General features: G+C 71.2%; 11 protein-coding genes. 8 read left to right on the plus strand and 3 right to left on the minus strand.

All coding sequences use genetic code 11. The features are described from left to right. Nucleotides 1-35 precede the first annotated feature (35 nt). Together MFF58_RS08940 and MFF58_RS08945 are read right to left on the minus strand one after the other, a co-directional pair. Entirely contained in the window at nt 36-1,568 is a 1,533-nt protein-coding gene (locus tag MFF58_RS08940; RefSeq protein WP_238286727.1) for a glycosyltransferase family 2 protein, read from the minus strand. A 19-nt stretch (nt 1,569-1,587) separates the two neighbouring features. Further along, nucleotides 1,588-4,734 (minus strand): rhamnan synthesis F family protein, encoded by a 3,147-nt coding sequence (locus MFF58_RS08945; protein ID WP_238286729.1) that lies wholly within the window; start codon nt 4,732-4,734, stop codon nt 1,588-1,590. A 329-nt stretch (nt 4,735-5,063) separates the two neighbouring features. On the opposite strand from MFF58_RS08945, the gene MFF58_RS08950 reads away from it, so the two are divergent. From MFF58_RS08950 to MFF58_RS08985, 8 genes are all read left to right on the plus strand, one after another. Beyond that, nucleotides 5,064-5,612 (plus strand): formaldehyde-activating enzyme, encoded by a 549-nt coding sequence (locus MFF58_RS08950; RefSeq protein WP_091718756.1) that lies wholly within the window; start codon nt 5,064-5,066, stop codon nt 5,610-5,612. 240 nt (nt 5,613-5,852) lie between these two features. Next, complete coding sequence (locus MFF58_RS08955; RefSeq protein ID WP_238286731.1) at nt 5,853-6,857, plus strand: AAA family ATPase; 1,005 nt, start codon at nt 5,853-5,855, stop codon at nt 6,855-6,857. A gap of 2 nt (nt 6,858-6,859) precedes the next feature. Then, complete coding sequence (locus MFF58_RS08960) at nt 6,860-7,771, plus strand: DUF58 domain-containing protein (protein ID WP_238286733.1); 912 nt, start codon at nt 6,860-6,862, stop codon at nt 7,769-7,771. Nucleotides 7,772-7,778: 7 nt separating this feature from the next. Further along, a complete protein-coding gene (locus tag MFF58_RS08965) occupies nt 7,779-10,598 on the plus strand; it encodes a DUF4159 domain-containing protein (RefSeq protein ID WP_238286734.1) in 2,820 nt (939 codons plus the stop codon). Between the two features lie 193 nt (nt 10,599-10,791). Continuing rightward, nucleotides 10,792-12,876, plus strand: coding sequence for a hypothetical protein (locus MFF58_RS08970; RefSeq protein WP_238286736.1), 2,085 nt, complete (start codon nt 10,792-10,794; stop codon nt 12,874-12,876). Between the two features lie 169 nt (nt 12,877-13,045). Next, complete coding sequence (locus tag MFF58_RS08975; RefSeq protein ID WP_238286738.1) at nt 13,046-14,959, plus strand: extracellular solute-binding protein; 1,914 nt, start codon at nt 13,046-13,048, stop codon at nt 14,957-14,959. Beyond that, nucleotides 14,956-16,815 carry an extracellular solute-binding protein gene (locus tag MFF58_RS08980; protein WP_238286739.1) on the plus strand — a complete coding sequence of 620 codons (1,860 nt, stop codon included), beginning with the start codon at nt 14,956-14,958 and terminating at the stop codon, nt 16,813-16,815. The genes MFF58_RS08975 and MFF58_RS08980 overlap by 4 nt, the downstream gene beginning before the upstream one ends. A gap of 4 nt (nt 16,816-16,819) precedes the next feature. After that, complete coding sequence (locus MFF58_RS08985) at nt 16,820-17,926, plus strand: microcin C ABC transporter permease YejB (RefSeq protein ID WP_238286740.1); 1,107 nt, start codon at nt 16,820-16,822, stop codon at nt 17,924-17,926. Between the two features lie 19 nt (nt 17,927-17,945). Here the strand turns inward: MFF58_RS08985 and MFF58_RS08990 are convergent, their stop codons facing one another. After that, on the minus strand, nt 17,946-18,437 hold the full coding sequence (locus tag MFF58_RS08990; protein WP_238286741.1) for an Rrf2 family transcriptional regulator: 492 nt from the start codon (nt 18,435-18,437) through the stop codon (nt 17,946-17,948). Between the last annotated feature and the right edge of the window lie 190 nt (nt 18,438-18,627).

The following is an 18,627-nucleotide window of genomic DNA, read 5'->3' on the forward strand; positions in this document are numbered from 1 at the left end:
TCGCGCTACCGGGCGCGCCGGGCTGAACGCAGCTCTCAGACCGCCTCCACCCGCAATTCCGTGATCCAGCGCGTCGCGTCGGCCCGGGGCGCGACCACGTCGGTGTCGGTCCGCAATTGCGGGCTGTAGGCGGGATCCTCCGCCAGCACGTCGTGCCAGCGCCGCAGGAAGCGCGCGGTCTGCGAACCGGGCGCGAAGCTGGCCTGCCGCGAGGCGCTCTCGTGGTGCGCCATCTCGGCGAAGGGCGTGTAGACGATGCGGTAGCCGAGCTGGCGCATCTTCAGGCACAGGTCGACGTCGTTGAAGTCGAGGGCGAAGCCCTCGTCGAAGCCGTTCACGGCCTCCAGCACCGCCTTGCGGGTGGCGAACAGCGCCCCGGTCACCGCCGAGCAGTCGCGCTGCGCCAGCGCCCAGTCGCCGTAGGTCGGCTCGGCCGCGTCCCGGTTGTACCAGGGGTGGGCGAACACTTCGAAGATGCCGCCGGTCATGCCGGCATGCTGGATCTTGCTCGTGGGGAACAGCAGCCGGCCGCCGGCGCCGCCGACGCCGCGGTCCAGCGCGAAGGCCAGGAGCGCCTCGATCCAGCCGGGCCGGCGCACGACGAGGTCGTCGTTCATCAGGATGACCAGCTCGGTCTCGGCCGCGCGCCAGAGCGTGTTCATCTTGGCCGCGTAGTTGAACCGCTCGCCCGGGGCCCGGGTCGTCAGCAGGCGGGTCACGGCGAAGCGGTCGGAACGCCCGCGATAGATCGCGTCGTCGGCCACGTCGTCGCCGATCAGCACGCGGATCCTGTCGGCCGGGTAGGTGCTGCGGCCGAGGCTGTCCAGCAGGTTGATCACGTGGGGCTTGGCGCCCTCCACGGCGCGGCCCTGATCGTCCTTCGGGCGGCTCTGATTGGTGGGCACGACCAGGGTCACGGCCGGCCGCGCGTCGAAGCTCCGGCGGATCTCCAACGTGTCCGCAGTCAGCCCGGGGGCGGCGCGGAGCGGCAGGCCGGACGTCTCGAACCACCGGTCGAGGGCGTGGGCGCGCGCCGTGCGCGTCGCCTTCGGGCGCTCCAGCGGCGAGGCGATCAGGGTCTGGGGGATCCGGTCGATGCCGATCCCCGCGGAGATCGCGCCGAGCAGGAACCGGAACCACGCGGCGCTGCCGTGGCGCAGGCCGAAATCCGGGCTCAGACCGGCCAGGGCCGAGACGCGGACGAGGAGCGGGAAGCCGATATAATCGTCGGCCATGAGGAGGGCCGGGTTGAAGGCCGGCTTGCAATGGACGCTGCGGATCTGGCCGGCGCCGTCCACCACGGCGTCGTCGCCGTAGAAGATGCCGATATCGGGCCGCTCCGCCAGCGCGCGCGTCAGGTGCCCCACGAGGTCGGGGCGCAGCTCCGAGGCCGCGGGGGCGACGAAGATCGCCCGGCAGGCGGGGAGCTGACCGGCCGCGACTTGGCCGAGCCGGCGCTCGTCGACGGGGCGGAACTGGGCGTCGAGGGGCAGCGGCAGGATCGCGTCCGGCCACGGGAGCGTGCCCCACGAGGCCGACGGGGCCGGAACCGGCTTCTTCTTCAACACGGGTCGCGTCTCCGGGACGTCAGGAACGTTCGGCCGCCAGCAGACGGGTCAGGCTCGCCTCCATGGCGGAGGCCACCGCGCTGGTGGACAGCCGCTCGCGGATCCGCGCCCGGGCAGCGGCGCCGATCCGGGCCGCGTCGCCGCCGGTCACTGCCCGGGCCGCGTCGTTGAGGGCCCGGGTCAGGTCCGCCTCGTCCACCTGGCCCCACTCGGCGCCGCGCAGGTACGGGCCGTAGGTCTGTTCGAGGGCCGTGACCTCCGCCTTCACGGGGAAGCCGCAGGCGGCGTCGAGGAAGTCGCGGCAGCCGCCGTAATCGGTGGCGACCACGACCTTGCCCATCTCCATCGCCTCGGCGATCGTCAGGCCGAAGCCCTCCGAGGAATGCGACGACGCGTAGACCGCGCAGAGATCGAACAGCGCGCCGAGCTCGTTCTGGGAGAGCGGCTGGTCGATCACCACCACGTCGCCCGACGTGCCCACGAGGTCGAGGAGCTTCTTGCCCTCCTCCGGCAGGTCGAAGACGTGCTTGGTCTTGAGCACGAGCTGCCAGCCCGCCTGTCCCAGGCCGGCCCCCCGGAAGGCCCGGATCAGCGCGTGCGGGTTCTTGCGGGCGAGGTAGCTCGAGCCGTCGAAGGCGTAGAGAATCACCCGCTTGGACGGGTCGATCGCGAAGGCCTTGCGCAGGTTGGCCTTGGCGGCGGCGCTCGCCGGCTCGCCGGCTTCGTTCTCGACCACGTAGGGCACGACGTCGACCGGGATGTCGGTGATCTGCCGGAAGATCGACGCGCAGAACTCCGTGGGCGCCCAGATCGCGTCGAGGCCGTCGACGGTCTGCAGCCAGCCGCCGGGCACGTGGGAGGTCTCCCAGACGAACAGCCCGATCTTCAGCCGCGCCTCCGCGGCGGTCGCCCGCTGCCGGTCGCTCATCAGCGAGTGCCAGCTGTCGCCGTTGAAATGCACCAGGGCGACGTCGGCGGGCCCCGAGAAGGTCCGGGCCTGCCACGCGGGCGCCACCCGGGCATGGACGTGGAACGGCCGCTCCATCGGGTGGACGTTCAGCGCGAAGGGCGCGCGGTGCAGGGCGCGGGCGTAGCTGCGGGCCGCGACGCCGAGCCCGTTGGCGTAGTTCATCGGCGAGACGTAGGCGACGCGCAGCGGCCGGTCCGGCGCCTGGGGCCTGCGCAGGTCCGCCCAGATCCGCCCGCCCGGATACGTGTAGGTGACGTCGAGCCGGTCGAGGTCGAAACCCCGCTCGGCGATCGCCTCGCGCACCGCAGCCCCGCCGATCGCGGCGTGCTCGCCCAGCAGCGAGCGCTTCACGAACGGGAAGCCCTGGCTGAGCATGTTCTCCCAATCGAACAGGGTGCGGTTGTTGCGCGGGTCGTTGACCAGCGACATGTGCTTGTTCTGGGCCGAGAACAGGCTGCGCATGCCGAGTCCGGCCGCACGCATCCGTCCCGAGAAGGTCAGCTCGTACTCGGTGATGACCGCGTTCTTGTCCGGCCAGTTCGCGACGGACAGGAGGAACTGGCTGAACGCGTAGGAGGACAGGCAGCGCCTCTTCAGGGCCAGGAAGAAGCTCTGCAGGTGGTGGCTGTAGTAGAAATTGTCGGCGAGCCCGATCACCGCCTCCGGGAAGGCGTCGATCTTGGCGAGCAGGCCGGCGAAGTCGCCGCGGTCGAGGGGCCCGACGAGGCTGTCGTTGGCGAGGTAGAGCGTCTCGGAATCCAGGAGGTCGGTATCCTCCAGCAGGACATGCGCCCAGGCCGCGAAATCGAACCCGCGGTTGTCGCGCAGGTAGACGGAGGCGCAGAGGTCCAGGATCGCCTGCGGCACGGCGTTCTTCTGCTGGTCGGCGGCGATGATCAGGACGATGTCCGCGCCGTTCTCCGCGAAGGCCCTCAGGTAGGGCTCGACGTGGCCGCGGATCCGCCCCTCGGGGCAGTGGGTGATGAACAGGGCCGTGCGGCCGTGCTGGCGCCTCTCGCGCTTGAGGCACGAGAGGCGCGCGTCGGAGGCTTCCGGCACCGCCGCGCCGGGGACGCGGCGGGTCAGGCGGCCCGCCTCCAGGCCGGTGGTGACGTAGTCGACCAGCGGGTTGAGGCCCAGGGCGGCGACCTTCGGGTAGCGGGCGCGGTACCAGGGCGCATCGAAGCGCGGCGATGGGCTCATCGTGCGCCCGCCATCGGCGAGGAAATGCGCCAGCGGGTTCTGCCCGGCCGCGTCATCGGCCGCGGGGTTCGCCAGGTAGGTCTCGGTGTACCAGCGCGTGTCGAACCAGGGCCCCGGGTCGAGGCCCTCGGCGGCGCCGTGCTCCAGGTAATGGACCAGGGGGTTGAGGCTGTCGGCCCGCACGGCGGCGGATTGGGCCGCGTACCAGTCGGGATCGAACAGCGGATGGGGCGCGGTGCGGCGGTAGCCGCCGGCCATCACGTAGTGCTCCAGCGGCTCGAGCCCGCTGGTCTCGGCCTCCGGGCAGCGGCTGCGGTAGAACGCGGCGTCGAACAGGCCCGACTGGCGGATCAGGTCGACGTGCCGCGACAGGCCGGCGAATTCCTCCGGGTTGCGCAGGTAGCCCTGCTTCCTTCCGGTCTCGAAGAAGTGGCTGAGGGCGCTGCCGCCGGCAGCGCGGGCATCCGGGTAGCGGGACAGGTACCAGGCGGTGTCGAACAGCGGCGACGGGTCGGTGTCGGTCCGGGACAGGAAATCGGAGAACGCCCGGGCGCGGTGCTCGGCGCCGCCGAGATAGCGCGTCGCGTACCAGTCCGGGTCGAACAGCGGGTTGGGCCGGATGCCCGCTGCGGCACCGCGATCGATGTAATGGAGCAGCGGGTTGATGCCCTCGGCCCGGAGCCCCGGAACGGAATCGAGGTAGAGGTCGCCGTGGAACAGCGGGTGCGGCCAGCGCCCCTCGCGCCCGCCATGGACCGCGTAGTGGACCACCGGGTCGATCCCTTCGCCGACCACGTCCGGATAGCGCCGGGCGTACCAGGCCGGATCGAACAGGCCGGATTCCTTGACCGCACAGACGAGGTCCGCCTGGCGGGGCTCGCTGCGGCGGCGACCCTTGAGGCGCCGTGTCAGCGGGCGCGCGAGGGATTGCGCGGCGCCGGCGAGGCCGGCCTTCTCCGACGATCCGACGACGAACACATCTCGAAGGCGCATGGTCAGGTCCGGATACGCGGGAAGCCCGCAAAGCTGCCCACACCGCGATCCGCGAGAGACATCAGAGGGTTCGGCCGGTGGACGGGTCGCGGGCGGAACCGCTCCGGCTTGGGCGCCTTCCTAATGGCCCGGGTCGCCCGCGCCAAGACCCGGGGTTAAGACCCGGGGCGGATCCCCGCGCCGCGGCCGGGGTTGCGGACGAGGTGCGGCGATGTCGGTGGACGGCCGTGCCCGATCCGATCGCCTGCTAAGGGGAGCATCCCCGACCGGCATGCGCTACGACGACCGCGACATGCCCGATCGGGCCGCAACCCAGGGAGCCAATCTCAATGAGTGAACGCATCATCCTCCGCGCCGGCGAAGCACTCGTGGCGGGCGGACCGCCCAACACGGCCTCCGAGCCGGAAGTGATCATCGGCGAGCTCGACGGTCCGGTCGGCACGGCACTCGCCACGCTGACGGGCGACCAAGTGGTCGGCCACAGCCGCGTCTTCGCCCTGCTCAACACCGACATCATGGTCCGCCCCGTGACGCTCTGCGTCTCCAAGGTCAGCGTGACCGAGAGCAAGTACACGTCGATCCTCATGGGCACGGTGCAGTTCGCCATCGCCAACGGCGTGCTCGACGCCGTGCGGGCGGGCTACATCCCGAAGGAGAAGGCCAACGACCTCGGCATCATCTGCTCGGTCTGGCTGAGCCCCGGCGTGATCCAGGCCGAGACGGTCGACCACAAGGCGCTGTTCGAGATCCAGCGCAAGGGCATGACCGAGGCGATCCGCAAGGCCATGACCAACGAGCCGTCGATCGACTGGCTGCTGGAGAACCAGGATAAGATCGTGCACAAATACTACACGATGGGGCTTGAGGGTAAGATCTGACCTTCGACGTCCCTATGATGCCGGGAGCGGTCCGGGCCCGGAGGCCGACCGCTCCCCGATCCGTTACGAACCCGGATGAGCCTGGCGGTCCGCGGCTCCGGGCGGAACGCCGACGACCGCCGCGGACCGCGCTTCCGCGTGCGGCGATCCCGACCTTGCCAGCCCGGTACCATCCGCCCCACACTCACCCGATTCACCCGGGGGCCTTTCCGAAGGCCCGGGCAGGAGATGGACAGCGGCATGACGCAGGGGATCAACCCGGCCACGACCCTCGACGACGGCATCGTGGCGACCGCGGAGAGCTGCCTCGCCGCTGTCGGCGCGGCGCGGGACGCGATCCACGGGGTGATCTTCGGGCAGGAGAAGGTCGTCGATCTCGCCCTCGTGACCATCCTGGCGGGCGGACACGGCCTTCTGGTCGGCCTGCCGGGTCTGGCCAAGACCAAGCTCGTTGAGACGCTCGGTACCGTGCTGGGACTTGACGCACGGCGCGTGCAGTTCACCCCGGACCTGATGCCTTCGGACATCCTCGGGACCGAGATCCTGGAGGAGGATGCCGAGCGCCGCCGCGCCTTCCGGTTCGTGCAGGGGCCGGTCTTCACGCAGCTCCTGATGGCCGACGAGATCAACCGGGCGAGCCCCCGCACCCAGTCGGCCCTGCTTCAGGCCATGCAGGAGGGCCACGTGTCGGTGGCGGGCGCCCGCCACGACCTGCCGCGTCCGTTCCACGTCCTCGCCACCCAGAACCCGATCGAGCAGGAGGGCACCTACCCCCTGCCGGAGGCGCAGCTCGACCGGTTCCTCCTGGAGATCGACGTCGGCTACCCCGACCGCGCCGCAGAGCGCCGGATCCTGATCGAGACCACGGGCGTCGACGAGGCACGACCCCGCGCGGTGATGACGACCGAGCAGCTCCTCACCGCCCAGCGCCTCGTGCGCCGTCTTCCGGTGGGTGAGGCCGTGGTCGAGGCGATCCTCGACCTCGTGCGCGCCGCCCGCCCCGACGGCGGCGACGCCCTGGTGAAGGACAAGCTCCTCTGGGGTCCCGGCCCCCGCGCCAGCCAGGCGCTGACGCTCGCCGCCCGCGCCCGGGCGCTGATCGAGGGCCGGGTCGCGCCCTCCGTGGCCGACGTGAAGGCGCTCGCCGAGCCGGTGCTCAAGCACCGGATGGCGCTGAGCTACACCGCCCGCGCCGACGGCGAGACCATCGAAGGCCTGATCGCCAAGCTCGCGGAGAAGCTCTGACTTTGGTCGCGACGCACGCCCTCGACGCCGGCAGGCGCACCCCCGGCCGGCGCGAGAGCGAGGGCGCGACCGCCCTCTCCGACAGGATGCCCCGCCTCGTCCTGGAGGCGCGCCGCGTGTCCAGCCTGCTGGCCCACGGCCTCCACGGCCGCCGCCGCGCGGGGCCGGGCGAGAGCTTCTGGCAGTTCCGCCCCTTCGTCACCGGCGAGGCCGCCGCGCGGGTCGACTGGCGCCGCTCGGCGCGGGACGACCGGCTCTACGTGCGGGAGCGCGAATGGGAGGCGGCCCACAACATCTGGCTCTGGATCGACCGCTCCGCCTCGATGGGTTTCTCCTCGGACTTGGCTTCGGCGCCGAAGGTCGAGCGCGCCCTCGTCCTCGGCCTGGCGCTGGCCGACGCCTTCGTGGAAGGCGGCGAGCGGGTCGGCCTCCTCGGTCTCACCCGGGCGACGGCCTCCCGCGGCATCGTCGAGCGGCTGACGCAGGCGCTCGTCGCCGACAGGGCCGGCCTCGCGCAGGACCTGCCGCCGCGGGCGAGCCCGGCGCGCTTCGACGAGGTGGTGCTGATCGGCGACTTCCTCACCGAGCCGGACCGGATCGCCGCCTCCGTGCAGAGCCTCGCCGGCCGCGGCAGCCGCGGCCACATCCTGATGATCGTCGATCCGATCGAGGAGACCTTCCCGTTCACCGGGCAGGCCGTGCTGCACGACCTCGAAGGCAGCCTCAGCCTCGATATCGGCGACGCCGACGCCTGGGGCGCCCGCTACCGCGCCCGCATCGGGGAACACCGGGCCGCGTTGGCCTCCATCGCGCGCGGGCAGGGCTGGACCCTGACGATCCACCGCACGGACCGGCCCGCGAGCGAGGCGGCGCTGCGGCTCGCCACGCTGATCGCCGCCCGCGGCACGGAGTGAGGCCGCCATGCTGGGTCTGACCTTCGCCGCCCCGCTGGCGCTCGCCGCCCTCATCGGCCTGCCGGCCCTGTGGTTCCTGCTGCGGGTGACCCCGCCGCGCCCGCGACGGATCAACTTCCCGCCGCTGAAGCTCGTCGCCGACCTGATCCCGCAGCGGCAGACCCCTGCACGTACCCCGCCCTGGCTGCTCGCCCTGCGCCTGCTGATCGCCGCTGCCCTGATCCTCGCGGTCGCCGGGCCGGTCTGGAACGCCGGGGGTGTGGGAGCCGGGGGCGGCCGCAGCGCGCTGCTCGTGCTCTTCGACAACGGCTTCCCGGCCGCCCACGATTGGCGCGCCCGCCTGCGCGTCGCCACCGACGCCGTCGAGGGCGCCGCCCGCGATGGCCGGCCCGTGGCGGTGATCGGGCTGGCCGACGCCGCCGCGGCCTTCGAGGCGAAGACGCCGGCCGCCGCCCTGGAGCGCCTGCGCGCCATCGCGCCGCGCCCGATCCTGCCCGCCCGCGACGCGCATCTCGCGGCGATCGAGACTTTTCTGGAGAAGAACCGGGGTGCCGGCCTCGTCTGGATCAGCGACGGCGTCGCCGGCGGGAGCGACGAGCGCTTCGCCAAGGGCCTCGCCGACCTCGCGGGCGGCAGCGGCGCCGCGCTCACCGTGCTGCGCGCCGACAAACCGCCCGCGCTCGCCCTCACCGCCACCGAGAAGGCCGGCAAGCTCGTCACGCACGCGCTCCGCGCGACCCCGAACGGGCGCGATGTCGGCGTCATCCGGGCGCTCGACCAGAAGGGGCTGCCGCTCGCCGAGCGCGATTTCGCCTTCGCGGCGGATGCCACGGAAGCGGACGCGACCTTCGAGATGCCCGTGGAACTGCGCAACAGCATCAGCCGCCTGGAAATCGCGGGCGAGCGCTCGGCCGGTGCCGTGGTGCTGCAGGACGAGCGCGGCAAGCGGCGCCGGGTCGGGCTCGTCTTCGGCGGCACCCTCGATCAGGCCCAGCCTCTGCTGGCGCCGACCTACTACCTGTCGCGGGCGCTCCAGCCCTTCGCGGACGTTCAGGAGGCCCGGGGCGCCAAGGGTACGGCGGAGTCGATCAACCAGCTCCTCGACAATCAGGTCTCGGTCCTCGTCCTCGCCGATGTCGGCGCGCTGGACGAGAAGACCACCGCCCGAATCGAAGGCTTCGTGAAGGACGGCGGCATGCTGCTGCGCTTCGCCGGGCCCCGCCTCGCGGCCGGCAACGATCCGCTGGTGCCGGTACGCCTGCGCCGGGGCGGCCGGACGCTGGGCGGCACCCTGTCCTGGGACAGCCCCAAGACGCTGGCGCCGTTCCCGCCCGAGAGCCCGTTCGCGGGCCTCACGCCGCCGGCCGATATCGGCGTGCGCCGGCAGATCCTGGCCGAGCCGGACGGCGACCTACCGAACCGGACCTGGGCCTCCCTCCAGGACGGCACCCCGATCGTCACCGCGCAGAAGCGCGGCCAGGGCACGATCGTGCTGTTCCACGTCACCGCCGACACCACGTGGTCGAACCTGCCGCTCTCGGGGCTGTTCATCGACATGCTCCGGCGGGTCGTGGCGCTGGCGGGCGCCTCGGCCCCCGTCCAGGGCGAGACCCCGCGGGCCGCCGCCCCGGTGCTCGCCCCCCGGGTGACCCTCGACGGGTTCGGCGCACTGGGCTCGCCGCCGGCCTCGGCCACCGCGGTCTCGGCCGACTACGCCGAACGCGCGACCATGGAGCACCCGCCGGGTTTCTACGGACCGCCGGACGGAGGCATCAGCGTGAACGCCCTGAAACCGGACGACCGGTTGAAGCCCCTCGACATCGCGGCGATCGCGGACGCCCGCACCGGGTCCCTCGCCGGGGCCGAGACCGTGGACCTGCGCCCGAGCCTGTTCACCCTGGCGCTGCTGCTGCTGGCCCTCGACACCCTGGCGGGCCTGTGGCTCGGCGGCTTCCTGCGCCGCGGCGGCCTCGCGCGCCGCCTGCGCGGCCGGCCGGCGATGCTGGCCTTCGCGGGCCTGCTGCTGTTCGCGGCGCTGCCGGCCTTGCCGGTTCGCGCCGAGGAGCCCGCAGCCAACCGGCCAAACGGCATCGAATCGGCGCTGGTCACGCGCCTCGCCTACATCATCACGGGCGACGCCGCCCTCGACGAGGCGAGCCGGACCGGGCTCACCGGCCTGACCCAGATGCTGTCGTCCCGCACCGCCCTGGAGCCGGGTGAGCCGGCCGGAATCGACCCGGCCAAGGACGAGCTGGCCTTCTACCCGCTGATCTACTGGCCGATCGCGCCGTCGCGGCCGCAGCCGTCGGAAGCCGCGATCCGCAAGATCGACGCCTTCATGCGCAACGGCGGCACGGTCCTGTTCGACACCCGCGATGCGCTCACCGCCCGGCCGGGCGGGCCGCCCTCGCCGGAGGCGACGTATCTGCGCACGATGCTGGCGACCCTCGAGGTGCCGGAGCTGGAGCCGGTGCCCCTCGACCACGTGCTGACCAAGGCGTTCTACCTCGTGGACAGCTTCCCGGGCCGCTACGCCACCGGCCAGACCTGGGTGGAGGCCCTGCCGCCCGCCGCCGAGGGTGCCGAGCGCCGTCCGGCCCGCGCGGGCGACGGCGTGAGCCCGATCATCATCACCGGCAACGATCTCGCCGCCGCCTGGGCGGTGGGCCGCCGCGGCGAACCGCTCTATCCCGTGGTCGGCGGCGACCAGCGCCAGCGCGAGATGGCGTTCCGCGGGGGCGTCAACATCGTGATGTACACGCTCACCGGCAACTACAAGGCCGATCAGGTCCACGTGCCCGCGCTGTTGGAACGGCTGGGACAGTGATGTCTCCTCGAGACGACGCGCGCGACGCCGCTCCCCCTCCCCCCTCTGCGGGGACCACTCCCCTGCGCGACAGGAGGGGCGAAGACGGTCATGAAGGCCGGCCCGTTTCCTGCGCCGTCGGCCCCTTCTCCCGACCCGGCCTGACGGCCGGGCCGCCCTCCTCCGCAGACGGGGAAGGGAACGGTGGTGCCCCATGCTGAGCCTCAGCTTCACACCCCTCCTGCCGTGGCCGGCCATCGCCATCCTGGGCGTGATCGTCGCCGTGCTGGCGGTGTTCGCCGTCCTGGCCCGGGGGCGGACTGCGCTGCTGCGCGTCCTCGTCCTCGCCCTGGTGCTGGCGGCGCTCACCAACCCCGCGCTCGTGCGCGAGGACCGCGAACCCGTGAAGGACGTGGCGGCCATCGTGGTCGACCGGTCCGGATCGCAGGCCCTGGGCGACCGGCCGCAGATGACCGACGCGGTGCGTGCCGAGCTGCAGCGGCGCTTCGGCGCGCTGACCAACATCGAGCCGCGCTTCATCGACGTGCCGGATTCCAAGGACGGGGACGACGGCACCAAGCTGTTCACGGCGCTCGGCCAAGCCCTCGCCGACGTGCCGCCGGAGCGCCTCGCCGGCATCGTGATGCTCACCGACGGCGTGGTCCACGATATCCCGGCCTCCATGGCGCAGCTCGGCATCAAGGCGCCGCTGCACGTCCTGGTCACCGGCCATCCGGACGAGCGCGACCGGCAGATCAAGCTCCTGGAAGCGCCCCGCTTCGGTATCGTCGGCAAGGACCTGACAATCCGGGCCGAGGTCATGGAGCGCGGCGGAACCGGCCACGCCATCGTCACCATCCGTCGCGACGGCGAGGAGATCGGCCGCCGGGACGTCGTCACCGACAAGGCGTTCTCGCTGACCACTCGGATCGAACACGGCGGGCCGAACGTCGTCGAGATCGAGGTCGAGCCCCTGCCGGGCGAACTCACCACGGTCAACAACCGCGCAGTCCTGCCCATCGAGGGCATCCGCGAGAAGCTCCGGGTGCTCCTCGTCTCCGGCGAGCCGCACCAGGGCGAGCGGACGTGGCGCAACCTGCTGAAGTCGGACGCCAACGTCGACCTCGTCCACTTCACCATCCTGCGCCCGCCGGAGAAGCAGGACGGCACGCCGATCTCCGAACTCTCGCTGATCGCCTTCCCGACGCGCGAGCTGTTCGTCCAGAAGATCAAGGACTTCGACCTGATCATCTTCGACCGCTACGCCAACCAGAGCGTGCTGCCGCAGGCCTATTTTGACAACATCGTCCGCTACGTGCGCGAGGGCGGCGCCCTCCTCATCGCGGCCGGCCCCGAATTCGCCGGGCCGGCGAGCCTCGCCCGCACCCGGCTCGCCGGCATCCTGCCGGGCGACCCGGACGGGCGGGTTGTCGAGAAGCCCTACAAGGCGACGCCGACCCAGACCGGCCAGCGGCATCCGGTGACCCGCGCGCTGCCGGGTTCGGACGCGAACCCGCCCGCCTGGGGCGACTGGCTGCGCATCGTCGAGGCGCGGACCCGCGCCGGCATCCAGCCGATCCTGTCGGGGGCCGAGGGACTGCCGCTGCTGGCCCTGTCGCGCGAGGACAAGGGTCGCGTCGCACTGCTGCTGTCCGACCACGCGTGGCTGTGGGCGCGGGGCTATCAGGAGGGCGGTCCCTATCTCGACCTGCTGCGCCGCCTCGGCCACTGGCTCATGAAGGAGCCGGCGCTGGAGGAGGAGGCGCTCCGGGCGCAGATGACCGGGCACGGTCGCGAGGTGCGCGTCGAGCGCCAGACCATGGCGGATCAGGCCGAGCCCGTCACCGTCACCGGTCCCACCGGCAAGGTGACGACGCTGCCGCTGAAGCCCGGCGAGCCCGGCCTGTTCACCGCGACGTTCGACGCCGAGACACTGGGGCTGCACACCCTGCGCTCGGGCAACCTCGTCGCCTTCGTCAGCGTCGGCCCGGCCAACCCGCGGGAACTCGCCGACGTCTTCAGCGACACCGATCGCCTGAAGACCGTGGCGGAGGGATCGGGCGGCTCGGTCCGCCGGGTCGCCGAGACCGGCGGCGGCCTCCAGGTCCCGCGCCTCGCCACCGTGCGGAGCGGGCGCCTCGCGGGCGCGGACTGGATCGGCTTCCGGCCGAGCGACAGCGCCAACATCCGCGGCGTCGAGGTCTACCCACTCGCGCTGGGCCTCGCCGCCCTGGCGGCGCTGGCGGCGGCGGTCCTCGCCATGTGGCTCGTGGAGGGCCGGCGGGGCCGGGCCGCGTGAGGGGGTTTTCCGCGCGCTGCCCTGCCCCCGCAGGCGGGGAGAGAACCCGCGCCTCTCACGCCCCTCGGCGGGGGAGCCAGCGCGCTCGACGGGCGGGGCTCCCCCGGCCTATGAGCCACGGTACTCATCCGCGCTCCGCGCGGCCCGACACAACGGAGACAGCCTGCCCGTGACAGCGCAGACCGCCACCGGACGCCTCCTCGCCGCGACGCTCCTCGTCGCCTGCCTCCAGTTCACCCCTGCGCGCGCGCAGGAGCCGGTCGCGATGCCGTCCACGCCCGCCGCGATGCCGGCCGCCAACGGGCAATGGACCCACGCGATCACGCTGATGGGTCAGCCGAAATACGGCCCCTCCTTCAAGCATTTCGATTACGCCGACCCGGCCGCGCCCAAGGGCGGCATGGTCCGCTTCGGCGCGCAGGGCGGCTTCGACAATTTCAACATCGTCGTCACGGGCCTCAAGGGCGACCTCGAGGGCGGCATCCAGCAGATCTACGATTCGCTGATGACGGAATCGGCGGACGAGCCGTTCACCTCCTACGGTCTGCTCGCCGAGGCGGTGCGGATCGCCCCCGATCTGGGCTCGGTCTCCTACCGGCTGCGCGAGGACGCCCGCTGGCACGACGGCAAGCCGATCACCCCCGAGGACGTGGTCTGGTCCTTCGACGTGCTGAAGGCCAACAGCCCGTTCTACGCCGCCTATTATCAGACCGTCGCCAAGGCCGAGGCGAGCGGGCCGCACGAGGTGACCTTCACCTTCTCGGAGACCGGCAATCGCGAGTTGCCGCAGGTCATCGGGCAACTCCGGATCCTGCCCAAGCACTGGTGGACCGCCAAGGATGCCAGCGGCCGGCAGCGCAGCGTCACCGAGACGACCCTGGAACCGCCGCTGGGCTCCGGCCCTTACCGGCTGGCGAAGTTCGAGCCCGGCCGCACCGCGACCTACACCCGCGTGCCGGATTACTGGGGCAAGGACCTACCGGTGAATGCCGGCCGCTACAACTTCGATACCGAGCGCTACGAGTACTTCCGCGACGGCACCGTGCTGGTCGAGGCGCTGAAGGGCGACCTCTACGATTATCGTGTCGAGAACATCGCCCGGAATTGGGCGACGGCCTACGAGGATTTCCCGGCGGTGCGGGAAGGACGCCTGATCAAGGAGGCGTTCCCCGACCGCGGCATGGGCCTCATGCAGGCCTTCACGTTCAACACCCGCCGGGAGAAGTTCAAGGATCCGCGCGTCCGCCGAGCCTTCAACCTCGCGATGAACTACGAGGAGATGAACAAGGCCCTGTTCTACGGCCTCTACAAGCGCATCAACTCCTACTTCTTCGGCTCGGAACTGGCCTCCACGGGCCTGCCGGAAGGCGACGAGAAGGCGATCCTCGAGAGCGTCAGGGACAAGGTCCCGCCCTCGGTCTTCACCACGCCTTACGCGAACCCGGTGAACGACAGTCCGGAGGCCGTGCGCAAGAACCTCCGCGAAGCCGTCGGCCTGCTGCGCGAGGCGGGTTACGACCTGCGCGGCGGCAAGATGGTCAGCAAGGCGACCGGCGAGCCGCTGACCGTCGAGTTCTTGGAGTTCCAGAGCACCTTCGAGCGCGTGATCCTGCCGTTCTCGGCACAGCTGAAGCTCATCGGCATCGACGCGACGCTGCGCGTGATCGACCAAGCGCAGTACCAGAACCGAATCCGCAACTTCGACTTCGACATCACGACGTCGAACTGGGGCGAGTCGCTGTCGCCCGGAAACGAGCAGCGCGAGTACTGGGGCTCGGCGGCGGCCGACAAGCCCGGTTCGCGCAACCTGATCGGGATCAAGGATCCCGGCATCGACGCGCTGATCGAGAAGGTGATCTTCGCCAAGGACCGGCCCACGGTGATCGCCGCGACCCGGGCGCTCGACCGGGTGCTGCTGGCCCACGATTACGTCGTGCCGCAATGGGCCTCCGACCAGCAGCGGACCCTGCGCTGGAACCGGTTCGGCCACCCGGCGATCCTGCCGCTCTACGCCAGTTCCGGCTTTCCGACGACGTGGTGGTACGACGAGAAGCTCGCCGCCAAGACCGGGGCGCCCCGTTGAGGCGGATCTGGACGCCGAGCCGCCGCGCCCTCGTCCTCGGCGCAAGTGCCCTCGCGGCGATCCGGCCCGGCCGCGCGGTCCGGGCCGCCGATGGGGAGCGGCACGGCCTCTCGAGCTTCGGCGAGCTGAAATACGGCCCGGATTTCGAGCGCTTCGCCTACGTCAATCCGATGGCGCCCCGAGGCGGCCGGTTCTCGGGCCAGCTCGCCGCGTCGATCGGCAATCAGGCACTCAACACCTTCAACACGCTCAACATCTACGTGCTGCGCGGCGAGGGCGCGGCCGGGATGAACCTGACCTTCGACAGCCTGATGGTCCGCGCCCTCGACGAGCCGGACGCGGTTTACGGCCTCGCGGCGCGCTCGGTCGCGGTGAGCCCGGACGGCCTGACCTACGTGTTCTCCCTCCGCCCGCAGGCCCGGTTCCACGACGGCTCGCGGCTCACCGCACGCGACGCGGCCTTCAGCCTCAAGCTCCTGCGGGACAAGGGGCACCCGGAGATCGCCGAGGTAATCCGCGCCATGACGGATGCCCGCGCCGAGGACGACGCGCGGCTGGTCGTCACCTTCGCGCCGGATCGCGCCCGGGATCTGCCGCTGTTCGTGGCGCAACTCCCGATCTTCTCCGCCGCCTATTACGGCGGCCGCGACTTCGAAGCTTCGACCCTGGAGCCGCCCCTGGGCTCGGGCCCGTATCGGGTCGGCACGGTCGATTCCGGCCGCTCCATCGGTCTGGAGCGCGTGCCGGATTACTGGGCCGCGGACTTGCCGGTGAATGTCGGCCAGAACAACTTCGACGCGATCCGCTACGAGTATTTCCGCGACCGCACCGTGGCGTTCGAGGCGTTCAAGAGCGGCGCCTTCACCTTCCGCGAGGAATTCACCGCCCGAGTCTGGGCGACCGGCTACGACTTCCCGGCGCTGGCCGAGGGCCGGGTCGTCCGCGAGACGGTGCCGGATGCCCGACCCAGCGGCACACAGGGCTGGTGGATCAACACCCGCCGCGCGGCGTTCCGCGATCCCCGGGTCCGCGAGGCGATCGGCCTGTGCTTCGACTTCGAGTGGTCGAACCGGAATCTGATGTACGGCGCCTACGCGCGCACGGCGTCGTTCTTCGAGAATTCCGATCTCAAGGCGACAGGCAAGCCGTCGTCCGAGGAACTGGTTCTGCTGGAGCCGCTGAAGGATCTGCCCCCGGAGGTGTTCGGCGAGGCCTGGACGCCGCCCGTCTCGGACGGGTCCGGCCAGGACCGCGCCCTGCTCAAGCGCGCCGACGCGCTGCTGCGGGAGGCGGGCTGCACCCGCCAGGGCGGCAGCCTCGCGCTGCCCGGCGGGCAGCCCCTGACCCTGGAGGTGCTGGACGAGGACCCGGTCTTCCAGGCGGTCACGCAGCCGTTCATCCGCAACCTGGGCCTGCTCGGGATCAAGGCGACGCAACGCACGGTCGATCCGTCGCAGTATCAAGCCCGGCTCAAGGATTTCGACTTCGATCTCACGGCGCGCCGGTACAGCAGCGGCGTGACCCCGGGCGCGGAATTGCGCGAGACCTACGGCTCCCGGGCGGCCGGGACTGCGGGCTCCAACAACCTGTCGGGGATCGCGGACTCGGCCATCGACGCCCTGCTCACGGCGATCGCGGACGCCAAGTCGCGGGCGGATCTGACCACCGCCTGCCGGGCCCTCGACCGGGTCCTGCGGGCCGGCCGCTACTGGGTGCCGATGTGGTACGCCTCGACCCACCGCCTCGCCCTGTGGGACATCTACGGCCGCCCGGCCAACCCACCGAAATACGACCTCGGCGCGCCGGCCACATGGTGGTTCGACGCCGAGAAGGCCAAGCGGATCGGGCGGGACTGAGACCATGCTCGCCTATATCCTGCGCCGCATTGGCCTGATGATTCCGACCCTGTTCGGGATCATGCTGATCACCTTCACCATCGTGCAGTTCGCTCCAGGCGGCCCGGTGGAGCGGGTGCTGTCGCAGCTGCAAGGCCAGCGCGACGGCGCGATGTCGCGCGTGACCGGCGGCTCCGGCGACCTGGGCGGCGCCAGCCGGCCGTCGGCCGGTGGCGGCGAGGCGAGTTCCCGCTACCGCGGGGCCCAGGGCCTGAGCCCGGAATTCATCGCCAAGCTGGAGACGCAGTTCGGCTTCGACAAGCCGGCGCCCGAGCGCTTCGCCAAGATGCTGTGGGACTACGTCCGCTTCGATTTCGGTCGCAGCTACTTCCGCGACGTCACCGTGATCCAGCTGATCAAGGAGCGCCTGCCGGTCTCGATCTCGCTCGGCCTGTGGATGACGCTCCTGTCCTACGCGATCTCGATCCCGCTGGGCATCCGCAAGGCCGTGAAGGACGGCGAGCGCTTCGACCGCTGGACGTCCTTCGTGGTGATCATCGGCTACGCGATCCCGGGCTTCATGTTCGGCCTGATGCTGATCATCCTGTTCGCGGGCGGCTCGTTCTATCAATGGTTCCCGCTGCGCGGCCTGACCAGCGAGGGCTGGGAGGGCTTCTCGGCCTGGCACAAGGTGACCGACTACACGTGGCACATGGTGCTGCCGCTGACCGCCCTGGTGATCGGCGCCTTCGCGACCTCGACCCTGCTGACCAAGAACTCGTTCCTCGACGAGATCCGCAAGCAGTACGTGCTGACCGCGCGGATGAAGGGCCTGTCCCAGCGGCGCGTCCTCTACGGCCACGTCTTCCGCAACGCCATGCTGATCGTGATCGCGGGCTTTCCCGGGGCCTTCATCTCGGCCTTCTTCACCGGCTCGCTGCTGATCGAGACGATCTTCTCCCTGGACGGCCTGGGGGAACTGTCCTTCCGGGCGATCGTGGGCCGCGACTACCCGGTGGTGTTCGCCACCCTCTACATCTTCTCGCTGCTTGGGCTCGCGGTGAACCTGCTGTCCGACCTGATCTACGTCTGGATCGACCCGCGGATCGACTTCTCGGCGCGGGCGACCTGACCCCAAGGGGTGCGGGTCGTCAGCGGTCCGGCAGGCGCAGGGCGCCGTCCGGCGTGGGCGGCTCGCCGTGCGTCGGTCCGGCCAAGCCCAGCAGCGCCGCGATCGCCTCCCCGTCCGGCGCGCCGAGGAGATCCGCCAGGGTGTAGCGGTCGAGGACCGCGAGGAACGCAGCCAGGGCCTCGCCCAGCACCCGCCGGAGCCGGCACGGGGCCGTGATCGCGCAGGCGCCGCCGCCGAAGCACTCGACCAGTGCCAGATCGTCCTCGGTCTGACGCACCACCGCCCCGACGACGATCTCCCCCGGCGGCAGCGCCAGCCGGAGTCCGCCGCCCCGCCCGCGGATCGTCCGGATCAGGCCGAGCCGGCCCAGTTGATGGACCACCTTGTTCAGGTGGTTCTCCGAGATGCCATAGGCGCGCGCGATCGCGGCGATCGAGCTCTGCTCGGGCTCATGGAGGCCGACGTAGATCAGGGTGCGCAGAGCGTAGTCCGTATAGCGGGTCAGACGCATCTCAACTCCAGAAGCCGATCCCTGCCGGGGGATGCACCGTGCGCCACGGGTTCGATCCGTAAGCCGTGAGGATGGCGGGCACCACCGTCGACCCGGTGACAGATGTCGTATCCATAAGATGTATTCCGCTTGCACCTTTTCGAGGGCCGCGCTAAAAGATGCATGTCAGATACACCTTTAGAGCTGTGAC

This window comes from Methylobacterium longum, assembly GCF_022179385.1.
Lineage (GTDB): Bacteria > Pseudomonadota > Alphaproteobacteria > Rhizobiales > Beijerinckiaceae > Methylobacterium > Methylobacterium longum.

Excerpts from the sequence above, each read along its gene's own strand:
- MFF58_RS08955 (WP_238286731.1), top strand. The coding sequence starts at position 5,853 with ATGACGCAGGGGATCAACCCGGCCACGACCCTCGACGACGGCATCGTG.
- MFF58_RS08990 (WP_238286741.1), bottom strand. The coding sequence starts at position 18,437 with ATGCGTCTGACCCGCTATACGGACTACGCTCTGCGCACCCTGATCTAC.
- MFF58_RS08985 (WP_238286740.1), top strand. The coding sequence starts at position 16,820 with ATGCTCGCCTATATCCTGCGCCGCATTGGCCTGATGATTCCGACCCTG.
- MFF58_RS08970 (WP_238286736.1), top strand. The coding sequence starts at position 10,792 with ATGCTGAGCCTCAGCTTCACACCCCTCCTGCCGTGGCCGGCCATCGCC.
- MFF58_RS08950 (WP_091718756.1), top strand. The coding sequence starts at position 5,064 with ATGAGTGAACGCATCATCCTCCGCGCCGGCGAAGCACTCGTGGCGGGC.
- MFF58_RS08965 (WP_238286734.1), top strand. The coding sequence starts at position 7,779 with ATGCTGGGTCTGACCTTCGCCGCCCCGCTGGCGCTCGCCGCCCTCATC.
- MFF58_RS08945 (WP_238286729.1), bottom strand. The coding sequence starts at position 4,734 with ATGCGCCTTCGAGATGTGTTCGTCGTCGGATCGTCGGAGAAGGCCGGC.